At 68.7% G+C, this 23,420-nt stretch carries 16 protein-coding genes and 1 pseudogene; 6 read left to right on the forward strand and 11 right to left on the reverse strand.

What is annotated here, in order from left to right:
* Positions 1-181: 181 nt before the first annotated feature.
* From ACIPFH_RS25585 to ngcE, 5 genes are all read right to left on the reverse strand, one after another.
* Positions 182-1,285, reverse strand: coding sequence for a sugar ABC transporter substrate-binding protein (locus ACIPFH_RS25585; protein WP_401829765.1), 1,104 nt, complete (start codon positions 1,283-1,285; stop codon positions 182-184).
* 123 nt (positions 1,286-1,408) lie between these two features.
* On the reverse strand, positions 1,409-2,608 hold the full coding sequence (locus ACIPFH_RS25590) for an ROK family transcriptional regulator (protein ID WP_401829766.1): 1,200 nt from the start codon (positions 2,606-2,608) through the stop codon (positions 1,409-1,411).
* A 473-nt stretch (positions 2,609-3,081) separates the two neighbouring features.
* Positions 3,082-4,014: a carbohydrate ABC transporter permease gene (locus ACIPFH_RS25595; RefSeq protein WP_401829768.1), complete on the reverse strand. Its 933-nt coding sequence runs from the start codon at positions 4,012-4,014 to the stop codon at positions 3,082-3,084.
* A gap of 2 nt (positions 4,015-4,016) precedes the next feature.
* The gene (locus tag ACIPFH_RS25600) at positions 4,017-4,943 is read right to left on the reverse strand and encodes a sugar ABC transporter permease (protein ID WP_356262260.1); all 927 of its coding nucleotides are present in this window, start codon (positions 4,941-4,943) and stop codon (positions 4,017-4,019) included.
* A gap of 45 nt (positions 4,944-4,988) precedes the next feature.
* A complete protein-coding gene (ngcE, locus tag ACIPFH_RS25605; RefSeq protein ID WP_401829771.1) occupies positions 4,989-6,482 on the reverse strand; it encodes an N-acetylglucosamine/diacetylchitobiose ABC transporter substrate-binding protein in 1,494 nt (497 codons plus the stop codon).
* A gap of 391 nt (positions 6,483-6,873) precedes the next feature.
* Between ngcE and ACIPFH_RS25610 the strand changes: the two genes are divergently transcribed.
* Positions 6,874-10,698 carry a GH92 family glycosyl hydrolase gene (locus ACIPFH_RS25610; RefSeq protein ID WP_401829774.1) on the forward strand — a complete coding sequence of 1,275 codons (3,825 nt, stop codon included), beginning with the start codon at positions 6,874-6,876 and terminating at the stop codon, positions 10,696-10,698.
* 108 nt (positions 10,699-10,806) lie between these two features.
* Positions 10,807-11,331: a hypothetical protein gene (locus tag ACIPFH_RS25615; protein ID WP_401829777.1), complete on the forward strand. Its 525-nt coding sequence runs from the start codon at positions 10,807-10,809 to the stop codon at positions 11,329-11,331.
* A 558-nt stretch (positions 11,332-11,889) separates the two neighbouring features.
* Here the strand turns inward: ACIPFH_RS25615 and ACIPFH_RS25620 are convergent.
* The 5 genes and pseudogenes from ACIPFH_RS25620 to ACIPFH_RS25640 form a co-directional block, all read right to left on the reverse strand.
* Entirely contained in the window at positions 11,890-12,954 is a 1,065-nt protein-coding gene (locus ACIPFH_RS25620) for a lytic polysaccharide monooxygenase (RefSeq protein ID WP_401829779.1), read from the reverse strand.
* Positions 12,955-13,241: 287 nt separating this feature from the next.
* Positions 13,242-13,481, reverse strand: a pseudogene (locus ACIPFH_RS25625) (ATP-binding protein); the annotation flags it as partial.
* A gap of 146 nt (positions 13,482-13,627) precedes the next feature.
* Positions 13,628-16,345, reverse strand: coding sequence for an aconitate hydratase AcnA (acnA, locus tag ACIPFH_RS25630; RefSeq protein WP_401829782.1), 2,718 nt, complete (start codon positions 16,343-16,345; stop codon positions 13,628-13,630).
* 414 nt (positions 16,346-16,759) lie between these two features.
* On the reverse strand, positions 16,760-17,197 hold the full coding sequence (locus ACIPFH_RS25635; protein WP_401829785.1) for a PASTA domain-containing protein: 438 nt from the start codon (positions 17,195-17,197) through the stop codon (positions 16,760-16,762).
* Between the two features lie 62 nt (positions 17,198-17,259).
* Positions 17,260-17,781: a SigE family RNA polymerase sigma factor gene (locus ACIPFH_RS25640; RefSeq protein WP_401829787.1), complete on the reverse strand. Its 522-nt coding sequence runs from the start codon at positions 17,779-17,781 to the stop codon at positions 17,260-17,262.
* Positions 17,782-18,299: 518 nt separating this feature from the next.
* Here ACIPFH_RS25640 and ACIPFH_RS25645 point away from each other — a divergent pair.
* Both ACIPFH_RS25645 and ACIPFH_RS25650 read left to right on the forward strand, forming a co-directional pair.
* Positions 18,300-18,500 carry a DUF4236 domain-containing protein gene (locus ACIPFH_RS25645; protein ID WP_356249213.1) on the forward strand — a complete coding sequence of 67 codons (201 nt, stop codon included), beginning with the start codon at positions 18,300-18,302 and terminating at the stop codon, positions 18,498-18,500.
* Between the two features lie 64 nt (positions 18,501-18,564).
* Positions 18,565-20,094 (forward strand): helix-turn-helix domain-containing protein, encoded by a 1,530-nt coding sequence (locus tag ACIPFH_RS25650; RefSeq protein ID WP_401829788.1) that lies wholly within the window; start codon positions 18,565-18,567, stop codon positions 20,092-20,094.
* 738 nt (positions 20,095-20,832) lie between these two features.
* Here the strand turns inward: ACIPFH_RS25650 and ACIPFH_RS25655 are convergent.
* Complete coding sequence (locus tag ACIPFH_RS25655) at positions 20,833-21,735, reverse strand: SDR family NAD(P)-dependent oxidoreductase (protein WP_401829791.1); 903 nt, start codon at positions 21,733-21,735, stop codon at positions 20,833-20,835.
* A 278-nt stretch (positions 21,736-22,013) separates the two neighbouring features.
* On the opposite strand from ACIPFH_RS25655, the gene ACIPFH_RS25660 reads away from it, so the two are divergent.
* Both ACIPFH_RS25660 and ACIPFH_RS25665 read left to right on the forward strand, forming a co-directional pair.
* Entirely contained in the window at positions 22,014-22,832 is an 819-nt protein-coding gene (locus ACIPFH_RS25660; protein WP_401829793.1) for a helix-turn-helix transcriptional regulator, read from the forward strand.
* Between the two features lie 115 nt (positions 22,833-22,947).
* Positions 22,948-23,343, forward strand: a complete 396-nt coding sequence (locus tag ACIPFH_RS25665; RefSeq protein ID WP_401829795.1) for a molybdopterin-binding protein — start codon at positions 22,948-22,950, stop codon at positions 23,341-23,343.
* The last annotated feature ends 77 nt before the right edge of the window (positions 23,344-23,420 follow it).

Raw genomic sequence — 23,420 nt, forward strand, 5'->3', positions numbered from 1 at the left:
AAGATGAACATGCGTGAATCCGCTGCGCTTGGCAACGGTTCCGTCCGACGCCCGCCCCGGCAGCGGGGTGTGAGGTGGGGCGGGCGTCGGACAGGTCTCACGGGGCCGCTGAGCGGTCTGCGGTACCCGAGGGCCGGCTCGGAGAGGGCCCTCGGGACCGGGTGCCCGGCGGACCGGGTGCCTACTGGAGGCCGGCGGTCTTGCAGGCGGCGGCGTACGCGGGGGTGCAGATGTCAGCGACGGTGTACAGCCCGTCCTTGACGACCGTGTCCTTGATGTTGGCCTTGGTGACCGACACCGGGGTCAGCAGCTGCGAGGGGACCTTGTCACCGGAGCCGCTGGTCAGCGTCTCGGTGGCCAGGGCCTTGATGTCCTTGCCCTCCAGCAGGTCGACCGCGAGCTGGGCGGCCGCCTCGGCCTCGGGCTTGAAGGCCTTGTAGACGGTGGAGGACTGGGTGCCGGCGACGATGCGCTGGATACCCGCGAGCTCCGCGTCCTGGCCGGTCAGCGGGATACCGCTGATCTTCGCGCCCTTGAGGGTGTTGGCGATGCCACCGGCCATGCCGTCGTTGGCGGCGTAGACGCCCGCGATGTTCTTGGCGCCGAGCTGGGTGATGGCCGCGGACATCTTCTGCGCGGCGACCGTGTCCTTCCAGAGGCCGGACTGCTCGTAGGCGATGTCGACCTTGCCGTCGAGGGCCTTGTGCGCGCCTTCCTTGAACTGGCCGGCGTTCGGGTCGGCGTCGTCACCGTTGATCATGACGACCTTGGCCTTGGGGGTCGCCTTGGCGCCGAGGGAGTCGAGCAGGGCCTGGCCCTGGAGCTCGCCGACCTTGACGTTGTCGAAGGAGACGTAGGCCGAGACGGGGCCCTGTGCGAGGCGGTCGTAGGCGACGACCTTGACACCCTTGTCCACCGCGGACTGGATCGACGACTTGATCGCGGCGGAGTCCTGGGCGGAGATCACGATGACCTTGACGCCCTTGGTGACCATGCTGCTGACCTGCTGGGCCTGCTTGGCCGAGTCGGCGGCGGCGTTCGCGTACTCGAGCTTGCAGTCGGAGCAGAGCGCCTTGACCTTGGCGTCGAAGTACGGCTTGTCGAACTTCTCGTACCGCGCGGTGACGCTGTCGGGGAGCAGCAGGCCGATGGACTTGCCGCCCGAGCCGCTGCTGCTGCCGGAGTCGCTGTCCTTGTCGTCGCCCGCCTTGCCGCACGCGGCAATCGAAAGCGCCATGGACACGGCGGTGGCGCCGATCACGACTCTACGCATCGTTGCGTTCATTTGAGGTGTGCCTCCCTGACAGGGCCGCAACGCTGCGGCCGAGGTGGCTGGAAGTCAACTCGGCCACACGTGCGACGTCAAGAAGTAAATACTTAACGAGATGGCAACGGCGTCATTCGTTCTCTAAGTGAAGGCAGGTGTCGCTGCGTTCAGCGTGCCGTCCAAAAGGGTGGAATCGCCCATCTCGCTCAGTGCGAGAGCGAGCGCTCCGAGCACCTCCGCACGGCCCCCAAGTGCCCCCGGGAGAACGGAAAGTTGACGCGCCGCGCTCGGGATCGCGTAGCGGCCGACGGACTCTCTGATCGGACCGAGCACCAGCTCACCGGCCTCGGCGAGATCACCGCCCAGGACCACCCGGCTCGGGTTCAACAGGTTGCAGAGATTGGCGACTCCACTGCCGATGTGTCGGCCGACGTCGGCGATCACCCGACGGCAGCCCGGGTCGCCGTCCCTCGCCAGCCGCACGACGCCTTCCATCGTCAGATCCGTGCCGTGACTGGACTGGAGGAGCGGGAGCACGTAGCGCGCCGCCGCGAAGGTCTCCAGGCAGCCCCGGTTTCCGCAGCGGCAGACGGGGCCGGACTCGTCAAGTGTAATATGTCCGATTTCTCCGGCGGTACCGCCGGGGCCCCGGTAGATCTTCCCCTCGATCACCAGACCGGCGCCGACACCGCTCGCGACCTTGATGTACGCAAGATCACGTACGCCTCTGCCGCTGCCCCAGACCATCTCGCCGAGGGCCCCGAGGTTGGCGTCGTTGTCCACGTGCACGGGCACGCCGAGCCGGCCCCTCATCTCCTCGGCGGGCCGGGTGCCGATCCAGCCGGGCAGAATGGCGGACGAACCGAGCGTTCCGGACTCCAGATCGATCGGTCCCGGCACGCCGAGACCGACCCCCGCGACCTTCGTACGGTCCACCCCGGTGGCCTCGATCAGCCGGTTGACCAGCTGTTCCGCCCGGTCGAAGCCCTGCGTCGAGGAGGCGTCCACATCGAGCGGCTCGGACTCCTCGGCAAGGACCTGATGGGCCAGGTTGCCCACGGCGACACGCAGGTGGGTATGACCGAAGTCGACCCCGATGACGATGCCCGCGTCGCCGCTCAGACTGACGCTGCGAGCCCTTCGCCCGCCCGCCGAGGTCGGCGTGACCTCGACGGTTCCGCCGTCCTTGAGCTCGCGGACGATATTGGAGACGGTCGCGGCCGACAGACCCGTCGTCCGGGCGATCTCCGCCTGCGTGAGGGACCCGGCCAGACGCACGGCGCGTACGACTCGCTCCAGGTTGGCTCGGTGCAGTGACGACTGCGACCCCGGAGTCTCCACGACGACCTCCTGCGCGCGGGACCGCATCGATGAGGCCCCGTCTATGTCCAACTAGTGAACTCTAAGCTGAGCCGTTCGGGTCGCCTCCCGTCAAGAGGTTGAACAGTATCCGCATGCGTGTGAAGCAACACGGAGGGTGTTCGAGGAGGGGTCGCAGGGCGTGCGGGAGCCGCTGCGAGGCGTTACGAGCAGGCGCGGGAGGGTCGCGGGAGGGGGAGAACGGGTGGTGACGGGGGCGGGGTGGCGTGCGTACCCGGGAGAGCGCGGGGAGGCGGGCGCGCGGGTGGGGCCAGGTAGTGAAGGCGATGCCGGTTCCGCCCTGGCCGCCGCCCCTTCCCGGCGGGCGGCCCCGGTGAGCGGGGCGCCCGCGTCGGCCCGATGGGCGTCTCGACGCGGGCGCCGGCCGTGATCCGGGGCAGTCCGGAGGCAGTCCGGGGCAGGCCAGGGCAGTTCGGGGCAGGCCGGCGGACCTCCTACTTCAGTGCGCCCGCGGTCAGCCCCTGCACCACCTGCCGCTGGAAGACGATGTACGCGGCCAGCACCGGCAGCATCGCCATGACGAGGCCCGCGAAGAGCCCCGACCAGTCACCCTTGTAGCCCTGACTGACGGCCAGTTGGACCAGTCCCTGGGTGAGGACGCGCTTGTCGGGGTCGGTGTTGAGGACCGTGGGGAGCATGTACTGGTTCCACTGGCCCAGGAAGTTGAAGATACCGACGCTGATCAGGCCCGGCTTGGCCATGGGCACCATGATCTGGAAGAACGTACGGCTGTGCGAGGCGCCGTCCACGAAGGCCGCCTCCGCCACCGATGTCGGCAGGGTGCGGAAGAAGGCTGTCAGGAAGAACACCGTGAACGGCAGCGAGTAGGCGATGTAGACGAGGATCAGGCCGTGGATGGAGTTCAGCAGGCCCATGTTGTTGACCACGTAGAACAGCGGGACCAGCGCCAGCATGATCGGGAAGCTCATGCCGCCGATGAACAGGTAGTAGATGAAGCGGTTGCCCGGGAAGTCGAACCGCGCCAGGACGTAGGCCGCCATGGAGCCGAGGACCAGCGTGCCGATGAGTGAACCGCCCACCACCAGAACGGTGTTGAGGAAGTAGTCGCTCATGTTGGCCTCGGTCCAGGCCCGTGCCCAGTTGTCGAGGTGCAGTCTGTCCGGCAGGGACCAGGGCGAGCCGAAGATGGCGCTGTCGTCCTTGAAGGAGGTCATCACCGCCCACAGCAGCGGCAGGACGACCATGATCGCCCAGATGACCAGGATGCCGTGGGAGAAGGCGTTGAGGACGTTTCCTTCCGGTTTCTTCGCCGCGGGCGGTTTCCCGGCCGACAGGTCGATCTTCGTGACGGGGGTGCCCGGGCCGGACTCGGCCGGCAGGGGCGCGGGGGTTGCGGTCGTCTTCAACGTCAGTACTCCAGCCGCTCGCGCCGCCCGAGCCGCATCACGACCGCGGCGAAGGCCAGCGTCACGATGAGCAGGGCCACGCCGATGGTGGTGGCATAGGCGGCCTGACCGTCACGGAACGCCTTCTGGTACACGTACAGGACCATGACGGTGGTCGAGTAGTCGGGGCCGCCGGGCCCGGTCGTCATGATCTGCACGACCGCGAACGACTCGGCGCCGAGCGCGAGGATGCCCATGTAGACCCAGCCCGACTGCACCGTGTCCCAGAGCAGGGGCAGGGTGATGCGGAAGAACGTGGTGGCCCGGCCCGCGCCGTCCAGCAGCGCGGCCTCGTACAGGTCCGCCGGGATGGAGGCCATGCCCGCCGAGAACAGGACCACGAAGAAACCGACCGTGGACCAGACGAGCACCGCCATCACGCACCACAGCGCGAGATCCGGGTCGCCGAGCCAGAGTGGCTGGAGGTTCTCCAGTCCGACCCCCCGGAAGAACGAGTTGATGGCGCCGCTGTCCGGGTTGTACGCGAACGCGAACAGCAGCGCCACGATGGCGATCGACAGCACCTGCGGGAAGAAGTACACGATCTTGTAGAAGGAAGAGCCCCGGACTCCGGAGATCACCGGGCCGCCCTTCCTTCTCCGGCCACCGACATTGATCATGAAGGCGAAGAACAGCGCGAGGCTGATCGTCACCAGCGGCAGCACGACCGCGAACATCAAGCTGTGTTGCAGGGACTTCCAGAAGATGTCGTCGTCCAGCATCCTGCGGTAATTGTCCAGGCCGACCATCTTGAATTCGGGGCTGAGGCCGGTCCAGTCCGTGAACGAGTAGTAGATGGACTGGATGAACGGCCATACCACGAAGAGCGCGTACAGTCCCAGTGGCAGCGCCAGGAACCCCACGATGAACCGGTACTTGCCGTGCTGCATCGCCACTCCGGTGCTTTTATGGACACTTCGCCGTGATTCTCGCCGTCACTGGTGTTTGTAGTGCTTGATCGTCGTGTCCTTGGCCGCCTCGTCGGCGTACCCCTGGATTTTCTTGATCGCCTCGGCCGGGGTGAGCCGGCCGGCCATCATCTCGCCCAGACCGGACACCCCGATCTTCTCCTTCTGCAACTGGACATACCAGTCCTGAAGTCGCGGATTCACCACGTTGTCGCCGGCCTTGTCCAGCGCCGCGACACCCGATGTGAGGCCCGGGGTGAGGGTGAGGCCGTCGGTGCCCCCGTTGTACGCGGTGAGCGACTTGACCTTGGAGGTGAAGTTCTTGGACGACGCCTCGCTGAGCATGATGCGCAGCTGTTCCATGCCGCCCGCGGCGTTCTTCGCCTTGGCCGGCACGACGAACGGCTCACCGCCGGACGCCCAGATGGTGCCGAAGGGCATCTTGTCGGAGGAGTCGATGCCGGTGGGCGCGGAGACGGCCAGGCCGAAGTCGGCGGGGATGACGTTCGCCGACTCGTTCTCCACCCAGGAGCCGTTGGGGATGAACAGGGCCTTGCCCTTGGCCCACGCCGTCTGCGACTGGATGTGGTCCAGCCCCGGGGTGCCCTGGAGGACGTAACCCTTCTTGTAGAGCTCGTAGTAGGCGTCGAAACACGCCTTCACCGCCGGTTGCTTCCAGGCGTTCGGCTCAAGGTTGTCGATGGCGTCGAGGACCTCGCGGCCGCCCACCTTGCCGATCATCGGATACAGCGAGAAGGGGAGGTAATACGGGTACTTGCCGGCGTATGTCCAGCCCGCGATGCCCTTCTTCTTGGCCTTCTCGCAGACCGCGAGCATCTCGTCCCAGGTCTCGGGGTACGTGGCGTCGAGCGAGTCCAGGGCCTTCTGCGAGTACCAGACGCCGTAGACGGTGTAGGCGTAGTACATGATCCAGACCGGGTCGCCGTCGAACTGGCCCATCTCGACGATGCCGGGGCGCAGGGTGTCGCGCACCTTCTTGTTCGGGTCGTCGTAGGACGCGGCGTCCAGGAGCGGGGTGAGGTCGGCGAGCTGCTTCTTGCCGACCAGGACGCCCATGTCCATCTGCTCGGCGCCGGAGTTGTCGATGAGGTCCGGCGGGGTGCCCTGGTTGAAGCGGGGCTGAAGGGTCGACTGGATCTTCTGGGTGGCCGAGAACTTCACCTTCGCACCGGGGAAGCCCTTCTCGTAGATCTTGACCGCGTCCTCGGCGTACTCCTTGCCGAAACCGCCGTCGAACACGACGAATTCCAACTGGGCGGTCTCGTTGACCGCGAGGGGGTTCTTCGCGGTCTTCTTGCCGGCCTTGGCCTTGTCCTCGTCGCCCCCGCCGCTGCTGGCGCAGGCGGACAGAAAGCTCATCGTGGGGACGGAGATCAGGCCCAGTGCCGCGGATCTCTTGATCAGGTCTCGGCGGCCGACACTCGTGGAGCCGTTCTTGTCGGAGCGGTTGTCGTCGGAGCGGTTCTTCTCGGAGCCGATGTTCTCGGAGTGGGATCCCATGCTCAAGTCCTCGCCTTCTCCAGGACTCAGGCGGTGAACCGGATCCTTCCCGGCACCGCGGTCGGGTCAAGCAGGGTCGTGCGGATCGTGCGCATCGACGGCATCGACGGGTTCGACGGGTTCGAGGGTGAATTGCCGACAGGTATAGTCCACTTCCTGCCGACGGAGCAAGATCGAATGCAAGGTTGGCTGTTGGACTTTTCCGAGTTGAGACCTCCTGGAAATATGACCGGCCGGTGGGCGCCTTGCCGAAGAATTGCATGACATGAGCCCCGCCTGGCGCAATCAACGTCCTTGACATCACTGTCCACTTGACCCCCTACTGATTCCTGCGCAACCAGGAGGACAACGTTGTCCGGGGCGTTGTCCGGCGCGGGGAGGGTGCTCACGCATGCAACGGTTCGGACGGTTGCGGGCGGTCGTGACCACGGCCGCTCTGGTCATGACGGTCGGCGCGCAGGGGACGGCGGTCGCGCTTCCGTCCCCCCTTCCGCTCCCCGGCCGGGGGTTCGCCTCGTCCTTCGAGGCGGGTGAACACGCCCCCGACTGGCAGAGCACCGTCGACACCGAGACCGGCGGCGGCAAGCGGGCCTCAGGGGTGGACGGCGGATACGGCGGCGGGCTGCCCGGCGATGTGACCGACCGGGTCACGGCGCTGCGGGCGAGCGCGGAGAATTCGGCCGGCGGCGAGGTGAAGGAGAACCTCGTCGACGGCGAGGCGGGCACCAAGTGGCTGGCGTTCGCGTCCACCGGGTGGGTCGAGTTCGACCTCGACGAGCCCGCGCGGGTGAGCGCCTACGCACTGACCTCGGCCAACGACTTCGCCGAGCGCGACCCCGCCGACTGGACCCTCTCGGGCTCGGCGGACGGAACCACCTGGACCCCTCTCGACACCCGTTCCGGGGAGTCGTTCGCCCAGCGGTTGCAGTCCCGTACGTACACCCTGGCGGCCACGGCCTCCGCCGAGTACCGGCACTTCCGGCTGGAGGTCACCCGTAACCACGGCGCCGGGATCCTCCAGCTCGCCGACGTGCGGTTCGGCACGGGCGGCGGCGACGGGCCCGTGCCGCCGGACATGCTCACGGTCGTCGACCGGGGGCCGAGCGGCTCGCCGACGGCGAAGGCGGGCGCCGGATTCAGCGGAAAGCGGGCCCTGCGCTACGCGGGCCGGCACACCGCTTCCGGCCGGGCGTACTCCTACAACAAGGTCTTCGACGTGAACGTCCGGGTCGGCTCGCGCACGCAGCTGGCGTACCGGATCTTCCCCGGGATGGCGGACGGCGACCGTGACTACGCCGCGACGAACGTCTCCGTTGACCTCGCCTTCACGGACGGAACGTATCTGAGCGGGCTCGGGGCGAGCGATCAGTACGGCTCCATCCTGTCGCCCCGCGGCCAGGGCGCCGCGAAGGTGCTGTACGTCAACCAGTGGAACGACGTGGTGTCGGGGATCGGGGCGGTGGCGGCCGGGAAGACGGTCGACCGGATCCTCCTGGCCTACGACTCCCCCGGCGGACCGGCGCGGTTCAGGGGCTGGGTGGACGACATCTCGCTGCGCACGGCCGCCCCGCAGGCGGCGAAGGCACATCTCTCGGACTACGCGGTGACCACCCGCGGCACCCAGTCCAGCGGAAGCTTCTCGCGCGGGAACACGTTCCCCGCGACGGCCGTGCCGCACGGCTTCAACTTCTGGACGCCGGTGACCAACGCGTCCTCGCTCGGCTGGCTGTACGACTACGCGCGGGCCAACAACGCGGACAACCTGCCCACCATCCAGGCGTTCAGCGCCAGCCACGAGCCGAGTCCGTGGATGGGTGACCGGCAGACCTTCCAGGTGATGCCGTCCGCCGCGCCCGGCGTCCCGGACACCGGACGGACGGCACGATCCCTGGCCTTCCGGCATGAGAACGAGACCGCCCGCCCGTACTACTACGGCGTCCGTTTCGAGAACGGTCTCACGGCGGAGATGGCGCCCACCGACCACGCGGCCGCCCTGCGCTTCACCTACCCGGGCGCCGACGCGAGCGTCGTCCTCGACAACGTCACCGACCAGGCGGGGCTGACCCTGGACAGCGAAGCAGGGGTGGTGACCGGGTATTCGGACGTGAAGTCGGGACTGTCGACGGGAGCCACCCGGCTCTTCGTGTACGGCGAGTTCGACGCGCCGGTGACGGAGGGTGCGTCGAGCGGGGTCAAGGGCTACCTGCGGTTCGACGCGGGCGCCGACCGCACGGTCACCCTGCGCCTCGCGACCTCCCTGATCAGCGTCGACCAGGCCCGTGACAACCTCCGCCAGGAGATCCCGCGGGGCACCGACTTCGAGACGGTCGAGCAGCGGGCCCAGCGGCAGTGGGACAAGCTGCTCGGCACGGTGGAGGTCGAGGGCGCGAGCCCGGACCAGCTCACCACGCTGTACTCCAGCCTGTACCGGCTGTACCTGTACCCCAACTCCGGTTTCGAGAAGGTCGGTTCGACGTACCAGTACGCGTCGCCCTTCTCACCGATGCCGGGCCCGGACACGCCGACGCACACCGGTGCGAAGATCGTGGACGGCAAGGTGTACGTCAACAACGGCTTCTGGGACACCTATCGGACGACCTGGCCCGCGTACTCCCTGCTGACGCCGACGCAGGCCGGGGTGCTGACGGACGGGTTCGTGCAGCAGTACAAGGACGGCGGCTGGACCTCTCGCTGGTCCTCCCCCGGGTACGCGGACCTGATGACGGGCACCTCGTCCGACGTCGCCTTCGCCGACGCGTTCGTCAAGGGGGTCGGGTTCGACGCCAAGGCGGCGTACGAGGCGGCCCTGAAGAACGCGACGGTCGTGCCCCCGGCGTCGGGAGTGGGTCGCAAGGGCATGTCCACCTCACCCTTCCTCGGCTACACGAGTACGGCCACCCACGAGGGCCTGTCGTGGGCGCTGGAGGGCTATCTCAACGACTACGGCATCGCCCGCATGGGCCAGGGGCTGTACCGGCAGACCGGTGAGAAGCGCTATCAGGAGGAGGCCGAGTACTTCCTCAACCGCGCGCAGGGCTATGTGCGTCTCTTCGACGCCAGGGCGGGGTTCTTCCAGGGGAAGGACGAGAAGGGCGACTGGCGGGTGGCGTCGGAGAGGTACGACCCCCGGGTGTGGGGCTACGACTACACCGAGACCAACGGCTGGGGTTACGCCTTCACCGCCCCGCAGGACAGCAGGGGCCTGGCCAACCTGTACGGCGGCCGCGACGGTCTGGCGAAGAAGCTCGACTCCTACTTCGCGACCCCGGAGACCGCTTCCCCGGAGTTCGCGGGTTCGTACGGCGGGGTCATCCACGAGATGACGGAGGCGCGGGACGTGCGGATGGGCATGTACGGGCACTCCAACCAGGTCGCCCACCACGCGATCTACATGTACGACGCGGCCGGACAGCCCTGGAAGGCGCAGGCGAAGGCCCGCGAGGTGCTCGCGCGGCTCTACACCGGCAGCGCGATCGGGCAGGGCTACCACGGGGACGAGGACAACGGCGAGCAGTCGGCCTGGTACCTCTTCTCGGCGCTCGGCTTCTACCCGCTGGTGATGGGCAGCGGCGAATACGCCGTCGGCTCCCCCCTGTTCACCAAGGCGACCGTGCACCTGGAGAACGGCAAGGACCTGGTGGTCGAGGCACCGAAGAACAGTGCCCGGAACGTGTACGTGCAGGGCTTGAAGGTCAACCGACGCGCCTGGACGTCGACGTCGCTGCCGCACGCGCTGCTCGCCGAGGGCGGGGTCCTGGAGTTCGACATGGGACCGCGGCCCTCGGCCTGGGGATCCGGAAAGAACGCGGGTCCGGTGTCGATCACCCAGGACGACAAGGCACCGACGCCGCGCACGGACGTGCTGAAGGGCCCGGGCAAGCTGTTCGACGACACGTCGGCGACGCAGGAGACGGTCTCGGGCGCGCTCGCCCTGCCGGTCACGGCCGGCACGAAGGCGGCGCAGTACACGCTGACGTCGCCCGACCGCGCCCAGGCACCGACGGGCTGGACACTCCAGGGCTCCGCCGACGGCCTGACCTGGACCGACCTGGACCGGCGTGCGGGCGAGAGCTTCCCGTGGGACCGGCAGACCCGCGCCTTCACGGTCGCACGGCCGGGCACGTACGCGCACTACCGACTGGTCCTCGACGACGAGGCGGGAGGGACGGACACGGGAAGCCAAGTCAGCCTCGCCGAGGTCGAGTTGTTGTCATGATCCGGTAACCGACTGCCATGGTCCGCTGCACGGGGCGGCATCCGTGTTCCAGAATGATCCCGCCGCCGACGGACACGAGGCGGCACGTGACGGAGGGGGAAAACGGTAGTGGGCATCATCAGGAAATTCACGGGACTGCTCGCGGGTGCGGCACTGGGCGCGGGGGCCCTGTTCGCGACGGCGGCTCCGGCACAGGCGTACAGCCCCAACCCGGAGTTCCACGCCTACTACTACGACACCGACAACTGCCCGTGCAGCGGCGGCAACCTCACCGACCCGTTCGACAACACGACCTTCGCGAACGACGCCGGCGGCTACGCCGTGAAGATGGAGCTCATCGGTTCCGGCGCGTTCGTCGGCAAGGTGGAGTTCCACCCCAGCAACGAGAAGCTCTGGGTGTACGACACCGCGAACGACGGTGACACCTACTACGTCAAGGTCAGCTACGTGTCCGGCGGCGTGACCCACAACCTGGGGACCTTCAGCCCGCCCGGGACCACGGCGGTGCTGGACTACGAGGTCGAGGACTTCGACCTGCCCGAGGGCGCCCTCGTGGACATCTCCGTCTACGACGACGCGGCGCTCACCGACCTGATCGGCGCCGCCCGCGGTACGGGGTCGGCCGTCGCCTGAGGGTTGTCCCGCAATCCCTGGTGGATCGGCGCGCGGCGTCGGCTGCGGTGCATCGCAAGACGGAGGTACGCCCGCATACCGGATGCATTCGGGCGTTCCGACAACGCGGCGAGGTGCCGTAGCTGTCGTCGCGCGCCCCGGAGATTACGGGACAGCCCTTGGCAGGCGGACCCCGGTGGCTTCGGGCCTTGGGCCGGCCCTGCCCGGCGGTGGCGTCGCCGACCCTTCACGGGTTGGGCGACGCCCTCGACAGGGCGCGCCCAACCCGGCGACGAAGGAGCATCCGAACGGCCGACCGACCGACGACCGCCTTGCGTCACCGCCCGCTGAGGACGGCCCCCTCCCGGGTCCAACTCGGTTGGCTCTTACACCCGTTGACCCGGTAGGGTCGCAGACGACGCCGAGACAACGTTGTCGGCACTCGCGATCCCCGTCGCCCGTGGCACCGCCCGGGCGAGGAGACCCCGGACCGTCCCCCACCCCCCCCTGGGGACGGTCCGGCTCGCGGACCCGGTGGGCATGGTTCACCGCCCACCGGGTCCGCCCCGAGCGACTCGGTCAACCGACCCTGCAGGGCAGGCCGGTGGCGCTGTCACCGCCCGAACCGGAGACGACGTATCCGAACGTCGTACTCTGGCCCGGACTCAGCGAGCCGTTCCAGTCGGCGTTGTGGACCATCACCGCCTGCCCGTTGTACGTCGCGTTGCCGCTCCACAGGCTGGCGACGGACTGACCGCCGGGCAGCGTCCAGTCGACCATCCAGCCGAGCATCGGGACGTCCCCGGAGTTGGTGACGGTCACCTCGGACTGGTAGCCGCCGGTCCAGCTGTTGGTGGTCCGGCGCGTGGCGGTGCAGGCGCCGGGGACGGGCTCGGTCGGGTTGCCCGGCTCGTGGATGCCGGTCACCTCGCCGTTTCCGCCGTCGAAGACGACGTCGGAGCAGGAGTAGAAGGTCTCGGCACTGTCCGAGCGCTGCCAGACCATGTAGATGATGTGCCGCCCGGACTTGTTCGCCGGAAGCCGGCCGGTCCAGGAGTAGTTGGCCTCGACCGTGCCCGGACTGCCGTTGAGCGGCGGGTGGTCGACGGAGAGGAAGGGCTGGGCCTCCATGGCGTCCCAGGTGAGGGCCTGGGTCGGGTCGAAACCGTCCTTGGTCACATAGACGTAGAACCAACCCGGGTGCGCCGCCCAGGCGTTGTAGGAGAAGTCCACGCCGGCGCCCGAGGTGAGATGGGTGAGCGGCCAGTCGCTGCGGGGCGCGTCGAAGCCGGTGAAGTTGGTGTTGCCGCCGCTGCACAGCTGGCCGTCCGGCACGAAGCCGCGGGTGCGGCCGGCGCCGTCGGAGCGCAGCACCGAGAACCAGTTGTAGAACGGCGTGGTGCCGCTCACCTGCTGCGCGTTCTTGCAGGCGGGGTTGACCGGTTTGATCTCACCGGTGTCGGTCAGCCCGTCCTGCCAGCACAGGAAGGTGCGGCTGCCGGGCTTCATGGGGGTGCCGTGCGCCTCGGCCCGGCCGCCGGTCGAGACGATCAGGCCGAGGGCGGGGACGGTGGCCAGCAGGGCGAGGAGGACGAGGAGGAGAGCTCGGGTACGTAACCTCGAGGTCGAGTATGACGTGATCATGACAGTTTGCATGGCGAAGGAGTCCGCCTTCCGTGTATACGGACCGTACGTGCCTTGGGGTGCACTGCGGATGCGGGTGTGGGGGCGTGAAGTGGGAGCCTCCCGGGCCCGCGCACGGCAGGTTCCGGTCCGCCGGGCGCGAGCGGATGTGGGAGCGCTCCCACTTCACCTGTGGCGGAAGGTAGCGCCCTGCGGCCCACTTGTAAACGGGTGCGTACGGCGCTCCTGTCGGAACTCCGGCATGGGGCGACCGCGGCGACCGCCGGTTCATCCGGCCCGGCTGTGGGTCAGCTCGGCTCACCGACGGCCGCGGAAACCCGCGGGCTCCAGGTCAGGGTGTCCGCGCCGGCCTCGCCGACGAGCGGCAGCTCCACCGTGAACTCCGTGCGGCCCGGTTCGCTGTGTACGTCGATGTGACCGCCGTGGGCCGCCGTGATCGCCGCGACGATGGCGAGACCGAGTCCGGCGCCGCTGCCCGTGGCGGCGCGGGCCCGGGAGGCGTCGGCGCGGGTGAAGAGTTCGAAAACGATGGCTGCGCATGGGTACCGGCCGGGCACGGGTACCGGCCGCGCACGGGTACCGGCCGCGCACGGGTACCGGCCGCGCACGGCGGAGGGCCGCACCCCCAGGACGGGGATGCGGCCCTCCGTTTCCGAACCGGTTGCCCGATCGGCTACTTGCGGATCAGGCTGCGCAGCACGTACTGCATGATGCCGCCATTGCGGTAGTAGTCGGCCTCACCGGGGGTGTCGATGCGGACGACCGCGTCGAACTCGACGCCCGTGTCGGTGGTGACCTTGACCGTGCGCGGCGTGGTGCCGTTGTTGAGCTCCTCGACGCCGGTGAAGGAGAAGGTCTCCTCGCCGGTCAGGCCGAGGGACTCGGCGGTGGCGCCCTCCGGGAACTGGAGCGGGAGCACGCCCATGCCGATGAGGTTCGAGCGGTGGATGCGCTCGTAGGACTCGGCGATGACGGCCTTGACGCCGAGGAGCGCGGTGCCCTTCGCGGCCCAGTCGCGGGACGAGCCGGAGCCGTACTCCTTGCCGGCCAGGATGGCCAGCGGAATGCCCTGCTCGATGTAGTTGCGGGAGGCGTCGTAGATGAACGACACCGGCCCGTCGGCCTGGGTGAAGTCGCGGGTGTAGCCGCCCTCGGTGCCCGGCGCGATCTGGTTGCGCAGGCGGATGTTGGCGAACGTGCCGCGGATCATGACCTCGTGGTTGCCTCGGCGCGAGCCGTAGGAGTTGAAGTCACGACGCTCCACACCGTGCTCGGTGAGGTACTTGCCGGCCGGGGTGTCGGCCTTGATGGCGCCGGCCGGGGAGATGTGGTCGGTGGTGACCGAGTCGCCCAGCTTGGCGAGGACGCGCGCGCCGGTGATGTCGGAGACCGGGGTGGTCTCCATCGTCATGCCCTCGAAGTACGGGGGCTTGCGCACGTAGGTCGACTCGGCGTCCCACTCGAAGGTGTTGCCGGTCGGGATCGGCAGCGCCTGCCACTGGGCGTCGCCCGCGAAGACGTCCTGGTAGGACTTGTTGAACATGTCCTCGCCGATGGCGTTCGCCACGACGTCGTTGACCTCGGCCTCGGAGGGCCAGATGTCCTTGAGGAAGACCGGGTTGCCGTCCTGGTCGATGCCCAGGGCGTCCTTGGTGATGTCCACCTTCATGGAACCGGCGAGGGCGTACGCGACCACCAGCGGCGGGGAGGCCAGGTAGTTCATCTTGACGTCGGGGTTGATCCGGCCCTCGAAGTTCCGGTTGCCGGAGAGGACCGAGGTGACCGCGAGGTCGTGGTCGTTGACGGCCTTGGAGACCTCCTCCGGCAGCGGGCCGGAGTTGCCGATGCAGGTGGTGCAGCCGTAGCCGACGAGGTTGAAGCCGACCTTGTCGAGGTACGGGGTGAGGCCCGCCTTGTCGAAGTAGTCGGTGACGACCTTCGAACCCGGGGCGAGGGTGGTCTTGACCCACGGCTTGCGGGTCAGGCCCTTCTCCACGGCCTTCTTCGCCACGAGCGCGGCGGCGACCATGACGTACGGGTTGGAGGTGTTGGTGCAGGAGGTGATGGCCGCGACCGTCACCGCACCGTGGTCGATCTCGTACGTCGAGCCGTCGGGGGCGGTCACGGTGACCGGGTTGGACGGGGCGCCGTTGGGGTGGATGGCCGGGGCGTCGGAAGCCGGGAAGGACTCCTTGCCCGCCTCGTCGACCTCGTCGACGTAGTTGCGCACGTCCGTCTTGAACTGCTCGGCGGCGTTCGCGAGGACGATGCGGTCCTGCGGGCGCTTCGGGCCGGCGATCGACGGAACGACGGTGGACAGGTCCAGCTCGAGCTTCTCGGAGAAGTCCGGCTCGGCCTTCGGGTCCAGCCAGAGGCCCTGCTGCTTCGCGTACGCCTCGACGAGCGCGACCTGCTGCTCGGAGCGGCCGGTGAGCTTGAGGTACTTCAGGGTCTCGTCGTCGATCGGGAAGATCGCGGCGGTGGAGCCGAACTCCGGAGACATGTTGCCGATGGTGGCGCGGTTCGCGAGGGAGGTCGCGGCGACGCCCTCACCGTAGAACTCGACGAACTTGCCGACGACGCCGTGCTTGCGCAGCATCTCGGTGATCGTGAGCACGAGGTCCGTGGCGGTGGTGCCGGCGGGCAGCTCGCCGGTGAGCTTGAAGCCGACGACGCGCGGGATGAGCATCGAGACCGGCTGGCCCAGCATCGCGGCCTCGGCCTCGATGCCACCGACGCCCCAGCCGAGGACGCCGAGGCCGTTGACCATGGTGGTGTGCGAGTCGGTGCCGACCAGGGTGTCGGGGTACGCCTGGCCGCCTCGGACCATGACGGTCCGGGCCAGGTGCTCGATGTTCACCTGGTGGACGATGCCGGTGCCCGGCGGGACGACCTTGAAGTCGTCGAACGCGGTCTGACCCCAGCGCAGGAACTGGTAGCGCTCCTTGTTGCGGCCGTACTCCAGCTCGACGTTCTGGGCGAAGGCGTCGTTGGTGCCGAACTTGTCGGCGATGACGGAGTGGTCGATGACCAGCTCGGCCGGGGAGAGCGGGTTGACCTTCGCCGGGTCGCCGCCGAGCTCCTTGACGGCCTCACGCATGGTGGCGAGGTCGACGACACAGGGCACGCCGGTGAAGTCCTGCATGATCACGCGGGCCGGCGTGAACTGGATCTCCTGCGACGGCTGGGCCTGGGAGTCCCAGGTGCCGAGCGCACGGATGTGGTCGGCGGTGATGTTCGCGCCGTCCTCGGTACGGAGCAGGTTCTCCAGCAGCACCTTCAGGCTGTACGGAAGGCGAGCCGAGCCTTCCACCTTGTCCAGCCGGAAGATCTCGTACGACTCGTCGCCCACCTGCAGCGTGCTGCGGGCGTCGAAGCTGTTCGCCGACACGACAGTCTCCTTCATTGATGTGCGCTTACCACCGCATCCTGCCGCCACGCGGGCTTGGCCGATCCGCTGAGGCCAGGCTAAGTTAGGTAACCCTTATCAGGGTGGCGGCTGCGGGGCGCCTCGGCAGATATCTCGATGTCGAGATAACTCTAGTACATGGGGGCTGAATGGTCATGCCCGGGCTCGCTGTCCTGTCTCCGTGAAGGTTGGGCAGACTCGGTCTTCACTGGGCAAATGGACCCACGTCCCAGTCCTCTCCGGACAAACGGTGTCGTGTCTCAGTCTTCCGTGGGTACCGGCGTCCGGCCTCTCGTGGCTCCGCTGTACCGCGTCGGCGCTCGGCTGCGGGACCATGTGACGGACGCCCGCCCCTGATTGACGCAGGGGCGGGCGTCGTACCAGCTCAGGGCCTGGTCAGCCGGCGCAGACGGTGAAGTCGACCGTGTCGCCCTTCTTGACGGTCTTCGGGGCGTGCGGGGACACGCCGAGCACCGAGCCCGGCTTGCAGCCCTTGACGGCCTTCTCGGTGACGGTGCCGAGCTTCGTCTGCGTCTTCTCCACGTACGCCTTGGCCCCGTCCAGGCTCCAGCCCGCGAAGTCGATCGGGAGGCTCTGGCCGTCGGCGAAGAGATACAGCATGGTGGTGGCGTCGCCGCTGGTGGCCGTGCCGGTAGCCGCCGGTGTCGAGCTGCCGCCGCCGGCGACCGAGGTGGCCAGGGCCGTGCCCCCGCCCGCCGCGATGAGGGCGGCGGCGACGGCGGCGATGCCGATGGTGCGCCTGCGCCGGGTGCGGCGCAGGATCTGGGACGCGTCGAAGTCGGGGGCCTCGGCGGAGTTCGCGAATCGCTTCATGGCGTTCATCAGTTCCTCTTCGAAAGGTGTGCAGCCGGAAGGCCGTGCGTCGCCGTACGAGGTCATCGGATTCCTTCCGTGTGCTGCCGTGGCGAAGGGGCGGAGAGTACGGGGATCTGACCTCTGAGCTTCTCGATCCCGCGAGCGAGCTGGGAGCGCACCGTGCTGGGCGATATGTCCATGTCGGCCGCGATCTCGATGTCGGAGAGGTCGTGGAAGTACCGCAGCACCACGACCGTGCGCATCCGCATGGGCAGTTGTTGCAGGGCGCGCACCAACTGGTCCCGGTTGTCCACCTGCCCGAACACGTCTCCCGGGGCGGCCTTGTCGCCGCTTTCCGGATCGGAGGTCGTGACCAGACGGCGGAACCTGCGCCAGCGGTCGTTGGCCAGGTTCACCATGATCCGCCGCACATACAGGTCCGGAGCGTCCGTCCCCGCGATGGTGCGCCATTTGCGGCAGGCCCGCTCCAGGGTCTCCTGGACCAGGTCCTCCGCCGCCTCACGGTTGCCCGTCAGGACGAAGGCGCCCCGGAACAGCGCGGTCGACTTCGCGGCGACGAAAGCCTGGAAGTCCGTCTCCATACGCTCCTCCCTTCCTGTCACCTCTCCTCGACGTGAACACCGCCCCATCTGCTGCACGGCCGCACTGAGACCTGGGTCACAGACGTGGATACCGTCCGCGGGCGGTCCGCCGCCCGTCACCCTCGTCGGCCCCGCCACCACGTCGAAAGCCGCCCCTGCGGCAGATTCCACGCTGCTCCGAGGCGGGCCCCGGTTTCCGTCACCGAAGAGGGCGCCGGAGACCCGGCCGGCCGAAACCGCCCTCGCGCTCGGTCCGCGCACACTCCCGCTCCCGCGCGCCCCCCGATTCCCCGGCCCCGCACCCCGGCCTCCCCGCCTCCCGGTCTCCCGGTCTCCCGGTCTCCCGGTCTCCCGGTCTCCCGGTCTCCCGGCGGAGGCTTCCCGGGGGAGGCTTCCCGGGGGCATCTCGGGGGCGTCGCAGGTGCGTTGGGCCGCCCGTCGCCGCGAGCGCCCGGTCATGGGTCCGCCCAGCCGGGGTAGACGTCGACCGACGGACACTTCGCGACGAAGGAGGCTCGATGCCCCTCACCTTCCGCAAGAGCTTCCGCATCCTCCCCGGGGTGCGGCTGAACATCAACCGGCACTCCTGGTCGATCACGACCGGCGGCGGCCGGCACGGGCCGCGCCACACGCACAGCAGCACAGGGCGTCGTACGACATCGGTTGATTTGCCCGGACCTTTCGGGTGGCGCCGCACCCGTAGGAGCGGGCACCATTGACGGCGCGTCACCCGAACGGACCCCTCAAGAGGCGCCATCTCATATCTGAGATAACCTCAACCCCATGGCAGACGACTACCTCGTACGCATCGGCAAGCTCATCCGTGACGCCCGACAGCATCGGGGCTGGACACAGGCGCAGCTGGCCGAGGCGCTCGGAACCAGCCAGAGTGCTGTCAACCGCATCGAGCGGGGCAACCAAAACATCAGCCTTGAGATGATCGCTCGAATCGGTGAAGCCCTGGACAGCGAAATCGTCTCTCTGGGCTATGCGGGTCCGATGCACCTCCGGGTCGTGGGCGGCCGTCGGCTTTCCGGCGCCATCGACGTGAAGACCAGCAAGAACGCGTGCGTGGCACTGCTGTGCGCCTCACTGCTCAACCAGGGGCGCACGGTGCTGCGCCGGGTCGCCCGGATCGAGGAGGTCTACCGCCTGCTCGAAGTCCTGAACTCCATCGGTGTACGGACCCGTTGGATCAACGACGGCGTCGACCTGGAGATCGCGCCGCCGGCCCGGCTGGACATGGAGGCGATCGACGCCGAGGCCGCCGTCCGCACCCGTTCCATCATCATGTTCCTCGGTCCGCTGCTGCACCGCATGAACCACTTCAAGCTGCCGTACGCCGGCGGCTGCGACCTCGGTACCCGGACCATCGAGCCGCACATGATCGCGCTGCGCCGGTTCGGACTGGAGGTCGCCGCGACGGAGGGGCAGTACCACGCCGTCGTCGACCGGGCCATCCGCCCCGACCGGCCGATCGTGCTGACGGAACGCGGGGACACGGTCACCGAGAACGCTCTGCTGGCGGCGGCCCGCTACGACGGCGTGACCGTCATCCGCAACGCCTCTTCCAACTACATGGTCCAGGATCTCTGCTTCTTCCTGGAGGCGCTGGGGGTGCGGGTCGAGGGCATCGGCACCACCACGCTCACCGTGCACGGCGTGCCCGACATCGACGTCGACGTGGACTACTCGCCCTCCGAGGACCCGGTCGAGGCGATGAGCCTGCTCGCCGCCGCCGTCGTCACGGAGTCGGAGCTGACGGTGCGCCGGGTGCCCATCGAGTTCCTGGAGATCGAGCTGGCGGTCCTGGAGGAGATGGGCCTCGACCACGACCGCACGCCGGAGTACCCGGCCGACAACGGCCGCACCCGGCTGGTGGACCTCACGGTCCGGCCCTCCAAACTGGAGGCGCCGATCGACAAGATCCACCCGATGCCCTTCCCCGGTCTGAACATCGACAACGTCCCCTTCTTCGCGGCCATCGCGGCCGTCGCGCAGGGCAAGACCCTCATCCACGACTGGGTCTACGACAACCGCGCGATCTACCTGACGGACCTGAACCGGCTCGGCGGACGGCTCCAGCTCCTCGACCCGCACCGCGTGTTGGTCGAGGGCCCGACCCGCTGGCGGGCCGCCGAGATGATGTGCCCGCCGGCCCTGCGCCCCGCGGTGGTCGTCCTGCTGGCGATGATGGCGGCGGAGGGCACCTCGGTGCTGCGCAACGTGTACGTCATCAACCGCGGCTACGAGGACCTCGCCGAGCGGCTCAACTCCATCGGGGCGCAGATCGAGATCTTCCGGGACATCTGAGGGGTAAGTGCCGCCGACCCCTCACGACCTGCTCTGATGCCGGTCTGGGAGCGGTCGGGTCGGACTTTCTGGGGCCTGAGGCAAACCTGGTTCTCGGGCCGTCGGCCTCAGCCTGACGGCCCTTGAAGGCCGTGCTCCTTGACCTGTGGTACGAGGGGGCCGGCCGCCCCGCTCCAGGACACCGCCAACTCCTCCCTCGCTCGTGTGCATGCCAGGGTTCGAGGAGTCCCTTGATCTTGCCGTTCTTTGTCAACACGGCACGGCTGGCACCCGCATGCGAACCCTTCATCAGTCCGTATTTCTTGAGAGCTTGCGCGGACTGCTCGGTCGACTTCACCCAGCGACCCGAGTTGGCCGCTATCTCGGAACCTGTCTGCGCGGCTCCAGCCACGGCACTGAGGGTGGAGCCGAGCCTTGGCAGTCCGAGGTCCTTCGACGGCAGTCCTTCGGAGACGAGGAAGCGTTCCACAGCCGTCGGACGTCCGATGACCGCAACGCCATCGCCGTCGCTGATCAGCTGAATGTCGTCATCCATCGTCGGCCCCTGAAGTGGCTCTTCGCAGTTGAGGGCGTGGGCGGTGTGCGCGGCGGTGGCCGGGCAGGGGTTCGAGGTCTTCCGACGATGGTGACGGAAGTTCTCACACTGCCCATCTCTGTCGGCGGGACCTGGCCACGCAGGTCGACGGCGTAGACCTGGCAGCGGTCGGCGAGCAGCCTCATCACGTCCTCGCAGCCCCATCACGGGTCGGCCGCTTCCCGGTGGGTCCTCACCGGCCGACTTCCGTCGGGTCCTCCACCCCCGTCAGTGCGACGGTGGCCTGCCAGAGCCTGCCGGCCGTGGCCTCGTCCAGGCCGGCCTTGGCCGGCTTGCGCACGGTGGGTTGACCCTTGATGCTGCCGGGCCCGTCCGGTCCGACATAGGCGTTGCCGGGCACGTCCTGCGTCGCGGCGTACAGGATGGGCAGCGCTCCGTTCCGGGTCGTTGAGCAGGAAGGAAAGGCGGTTGACGGCGTTGGCCGGCGAGTGTGCGGCCAGCTGGGTCGTCGCGATGCCGGGGTGCGCGAGCACCGACCGCAGCCGGCTCCCCGAGGCGGTCAGCCGCCGCTGCAACTCCAGGGAGAACAGCACACCCGCCAGCTTGGAGTCCCGGTAGGCGGTCATGCCGTTGTACTTGCGGGTGCGCCAGTCGAGGTCGTCCACGTCCAGCTTGGACAACCGGTGCAGCTGGCTGTTGACCGAGACCACCCGGTCGGTCAGGTGCGGCAGGAGCAGATTGGTCAGGACGAAGGGACCCGTGTAGTTCGTCGCGGTCTGCACGTCCAGACCGTCCGCGGTCCGCGCCGCCGGGATGTCCATGACGCCGGCGTTGTTGACGAGTACGTGCAGGGCGCCGCGCCACTCCTGTGCGAAACGGCGTACCGATCCGAGGTCGGCGACGTCCAGGTGTCGGACGTCGAACTCGCCGGGCAGGCCGGAGACCGCCACGCGGCCCTTCTCCGTTTCGCGCACCGCCAGCACGACACGGGCGCCGACGCGGGCCAGCTCACGCGCGGTGATGAGCCCGAGCCCGCTGCCCGCCCCGGTGATGAGCACCGTCCTGCCCGTCATGTCCGGCAGATCGGCGGCTGTCCACTTGGCCATGGGAATCGTCTTCCTCGCTGGGCTTTCACTGAGCTTGTTCGCGGGCTTGTTCGCCGGGCGCGGCGGCGTCCGGCGCTCGTCCACGTCGTCGCGGAGGGCGTGCGCCGTGGGCGCTGCGTCGTCCCGCGCCACCACTGCACCGCACCCGTCGGCACCGAGGAAGGACTCCCCCAACCACTGACCCGCAGGCCGTGGATAAGGCCCGTCGGCGGCTGCGACACTGGCGAACGCAAGGCGATGTCCACGGTCGCGAAGCGCACGATCTTCTGGAGACACCCATGGAACCGTCCGTGGACCGCGCCTCGTTGGGCGCCTTTCTGCGCGCCCGACGGGAGGCGCTGCAACCGGAGGACGTGGGGTTGCGCCGCGGATCGCGCCGTCGGGCCCCGGGTCTGCGGCGGGAGGAGGTCGCGGAGCTGTGCGACATGTCCTCCGACCACTTCGCCCGTCTGGAGAGGGGTGCCGGACCGCACCCGTCGCAGCAGATGGCCGCGGCCGTCGCCCGCGGGCTGCGCCTCACGCCGGACGAACGCGACCATCTGTTCCTGCTGTGCGGACACCGCGCACCGCACCGGCACCTGCGCAGCGAGCACGTCAACCCCGGACTGATGCGCGTACTGGACCGGTTGCAGGACACCCCGGCACAGGTCATGGGTCCCCTCGGCGAGACCCTGCTGCAGACACCGCCCGCGGTGGCCCTGCTCGGCGAACAGACCCACTACACCGGGGACGACCGCAGCGCCCCCTACCGCTGGTTCACCGATCCGGTCGCCCGGAGCCGGTATCTCCACGACGACCACGACCACAACAGCCGGGTGAACGTCTCGCTGTTGCGGGTGGCCTCCGCCAGGGAAGGTGCCCGGTCGCAGGCCGCCCGCCTCGTCCGGAGCCTGCTGCGGAGCAGCGCGGAGTTCACGTCACTGTGGAATCAGCAGGAGGTCGGCCTGGAGTGGAACAGCGCCAAACGGTTCGTCCACCCCCAGGTCGGTCGCATCGACCTGTTCTGCCAGAACCTGCTGGACCCCGACCAGTCCCAGTCCCTGCTCATCTTCACCGCGACACCCGGCACCGAGAACCACGACAAACTGGCCTGCTGAACGTCCTCGGCACGGACAGCTTCGCCGCCGGCTGAGACCGGGCTCCTGCCCGCTGCGCGGGGATGCGCGCCGCCGCGCGCGAACGGGTCGGCGTTGATCGCCTATCTTGGCGCGTATGCAGTCCTACACGATCGGCCAGGCGGCGCGTCTGCTCGGGGTGAGTCCGGATACCGCGCGGCGGTGGGCCGACGCGGGCCGGGTGGCCACGCACCGGGACGAGGGCGGGCGACGCCTCATCGACGGCAAGGATCTGGCCGCCTTCTCGGTGGAGCTGGCCAAGAGCGGTGGCGGCGAGGAGGGCGCCTCGTACACCTCGGTCCGCAACGCCTTCCCCGGCATCGTCACGGCCGTGAAACTCGGTGATGTCGCCGCCCAGGTGGAGATCCAGGCCGGACCGCACCGCCTGGTGTCGTTGCTGACGCGGGAGGCCGTGGAGGAACTGGGCCTCGAGGTCGGCGTGGAGGCCGTCGCCCGGGTGAAGTCGACGAGCGTGCACATCGACCGGACCTGACAGCGGAACGGAGTTCGCCGCCACCGTCACCGCCATCGCCTCGCCATCGCTGGGTCCCCATCGCCACCCCCATCGGC

This window comes from Streptomyces sp. NPDC088157 (genome assembly GCF_044741545.1).
Classification (GTDB): domain Bacteria; phylum Actinomycetota; class Actinomycetes; order Streptomycetales; family Streptomycetaceae; genus Streptomyces.

Bases quoted from the DNA above. Each gene is read 5' to 3' on its own strand.
- ACIPFH_RS25585 (WP_401829765.1), bottom strand. From the start codon at position 1,285: ATGAACGCAACGATGCGTAGAGTCGTGATCGGCGCCACCGCCGTGTCC.
- ACIPFH_RS25600 (WP_356262260.1), bottom strand. From the start codon at position 4,943: ATGCAGCACGGCAAGTACCGGTTCATCGTGGGGTTCCTGGCGCTGCCA.
- ngcE (WP_401829771.1), bottom strand. From the start codon at position 6,482: ATGGGATCCCACTCCGAGAACATCGGCTCCGAGAAGAACCGCTCCGAC.
- ACIPFH_RS25610 (WP_401829774.1), top strand. From the start codon at position 6,874: ATGCAACGGTTCGGACGGTTGCGGGCGGTCGTGACCACGGCCGCTCTG.
- ACIPFH_RS25620 (WP_401829779.1), bottom strand. From the start codon at position 12,954: ATGATCACGTCATACTCGACCTCGAGGTTACGTACCCGAGCTCTCCTC.
- ACIPFH_RS25635 (WP_401829785.1), bottom strand. From the start codon at position 17,197: ATGAAGCGATTCGCGAACTCCGCCGAGGCCCCCGACTTCGACGCGTCC.
- ACIPFH_RS25640 (WP_401829787.1), bottom strand. From the start codon at position 17,781: ATGGAGACGGACTTCCAGGCTTTCGTCGCCGCGAAGTCGACCGCGCTG.
- ACIPFH_RS25645 (WP_356249213.1), top strand. From the start codon at position 18,300: ATGCCCCTCACCTTCCGCAAGAGCTTCCGCATCCTCCCCGGGGTGCGG.
- ACIPFH_RS25650 (WP_401829788.1), top strand. From the start codon at position 18,565: ATGGCAGACGACTACCTCGTACGCATCGGCAAGCTCATCCGTGACGCC.
- ACIPFH_RS25655 (WP_401829791.1), bottom strand. From the start codon at position 21,735: ATGGCCAAGTGGACAGCCGCCGATCTGCCGGACATGACGGGCAGGACG.
- ACIPFH_RS25660 (WP_401829793.1), top strand. From the start codon at position 22,014: ATGGAACCGTCCGTGGACCGCGCCTCGTTGGGCGCCTTTCTGCGCGCC.
- ACIPFH_RS25665 (WP_401829795.1), top strand. From the start codon at position 22,948: ATGCAGTCCTACACGATCGGCCAGGCGGCGCGTCTGCTCGGGGTGAGT.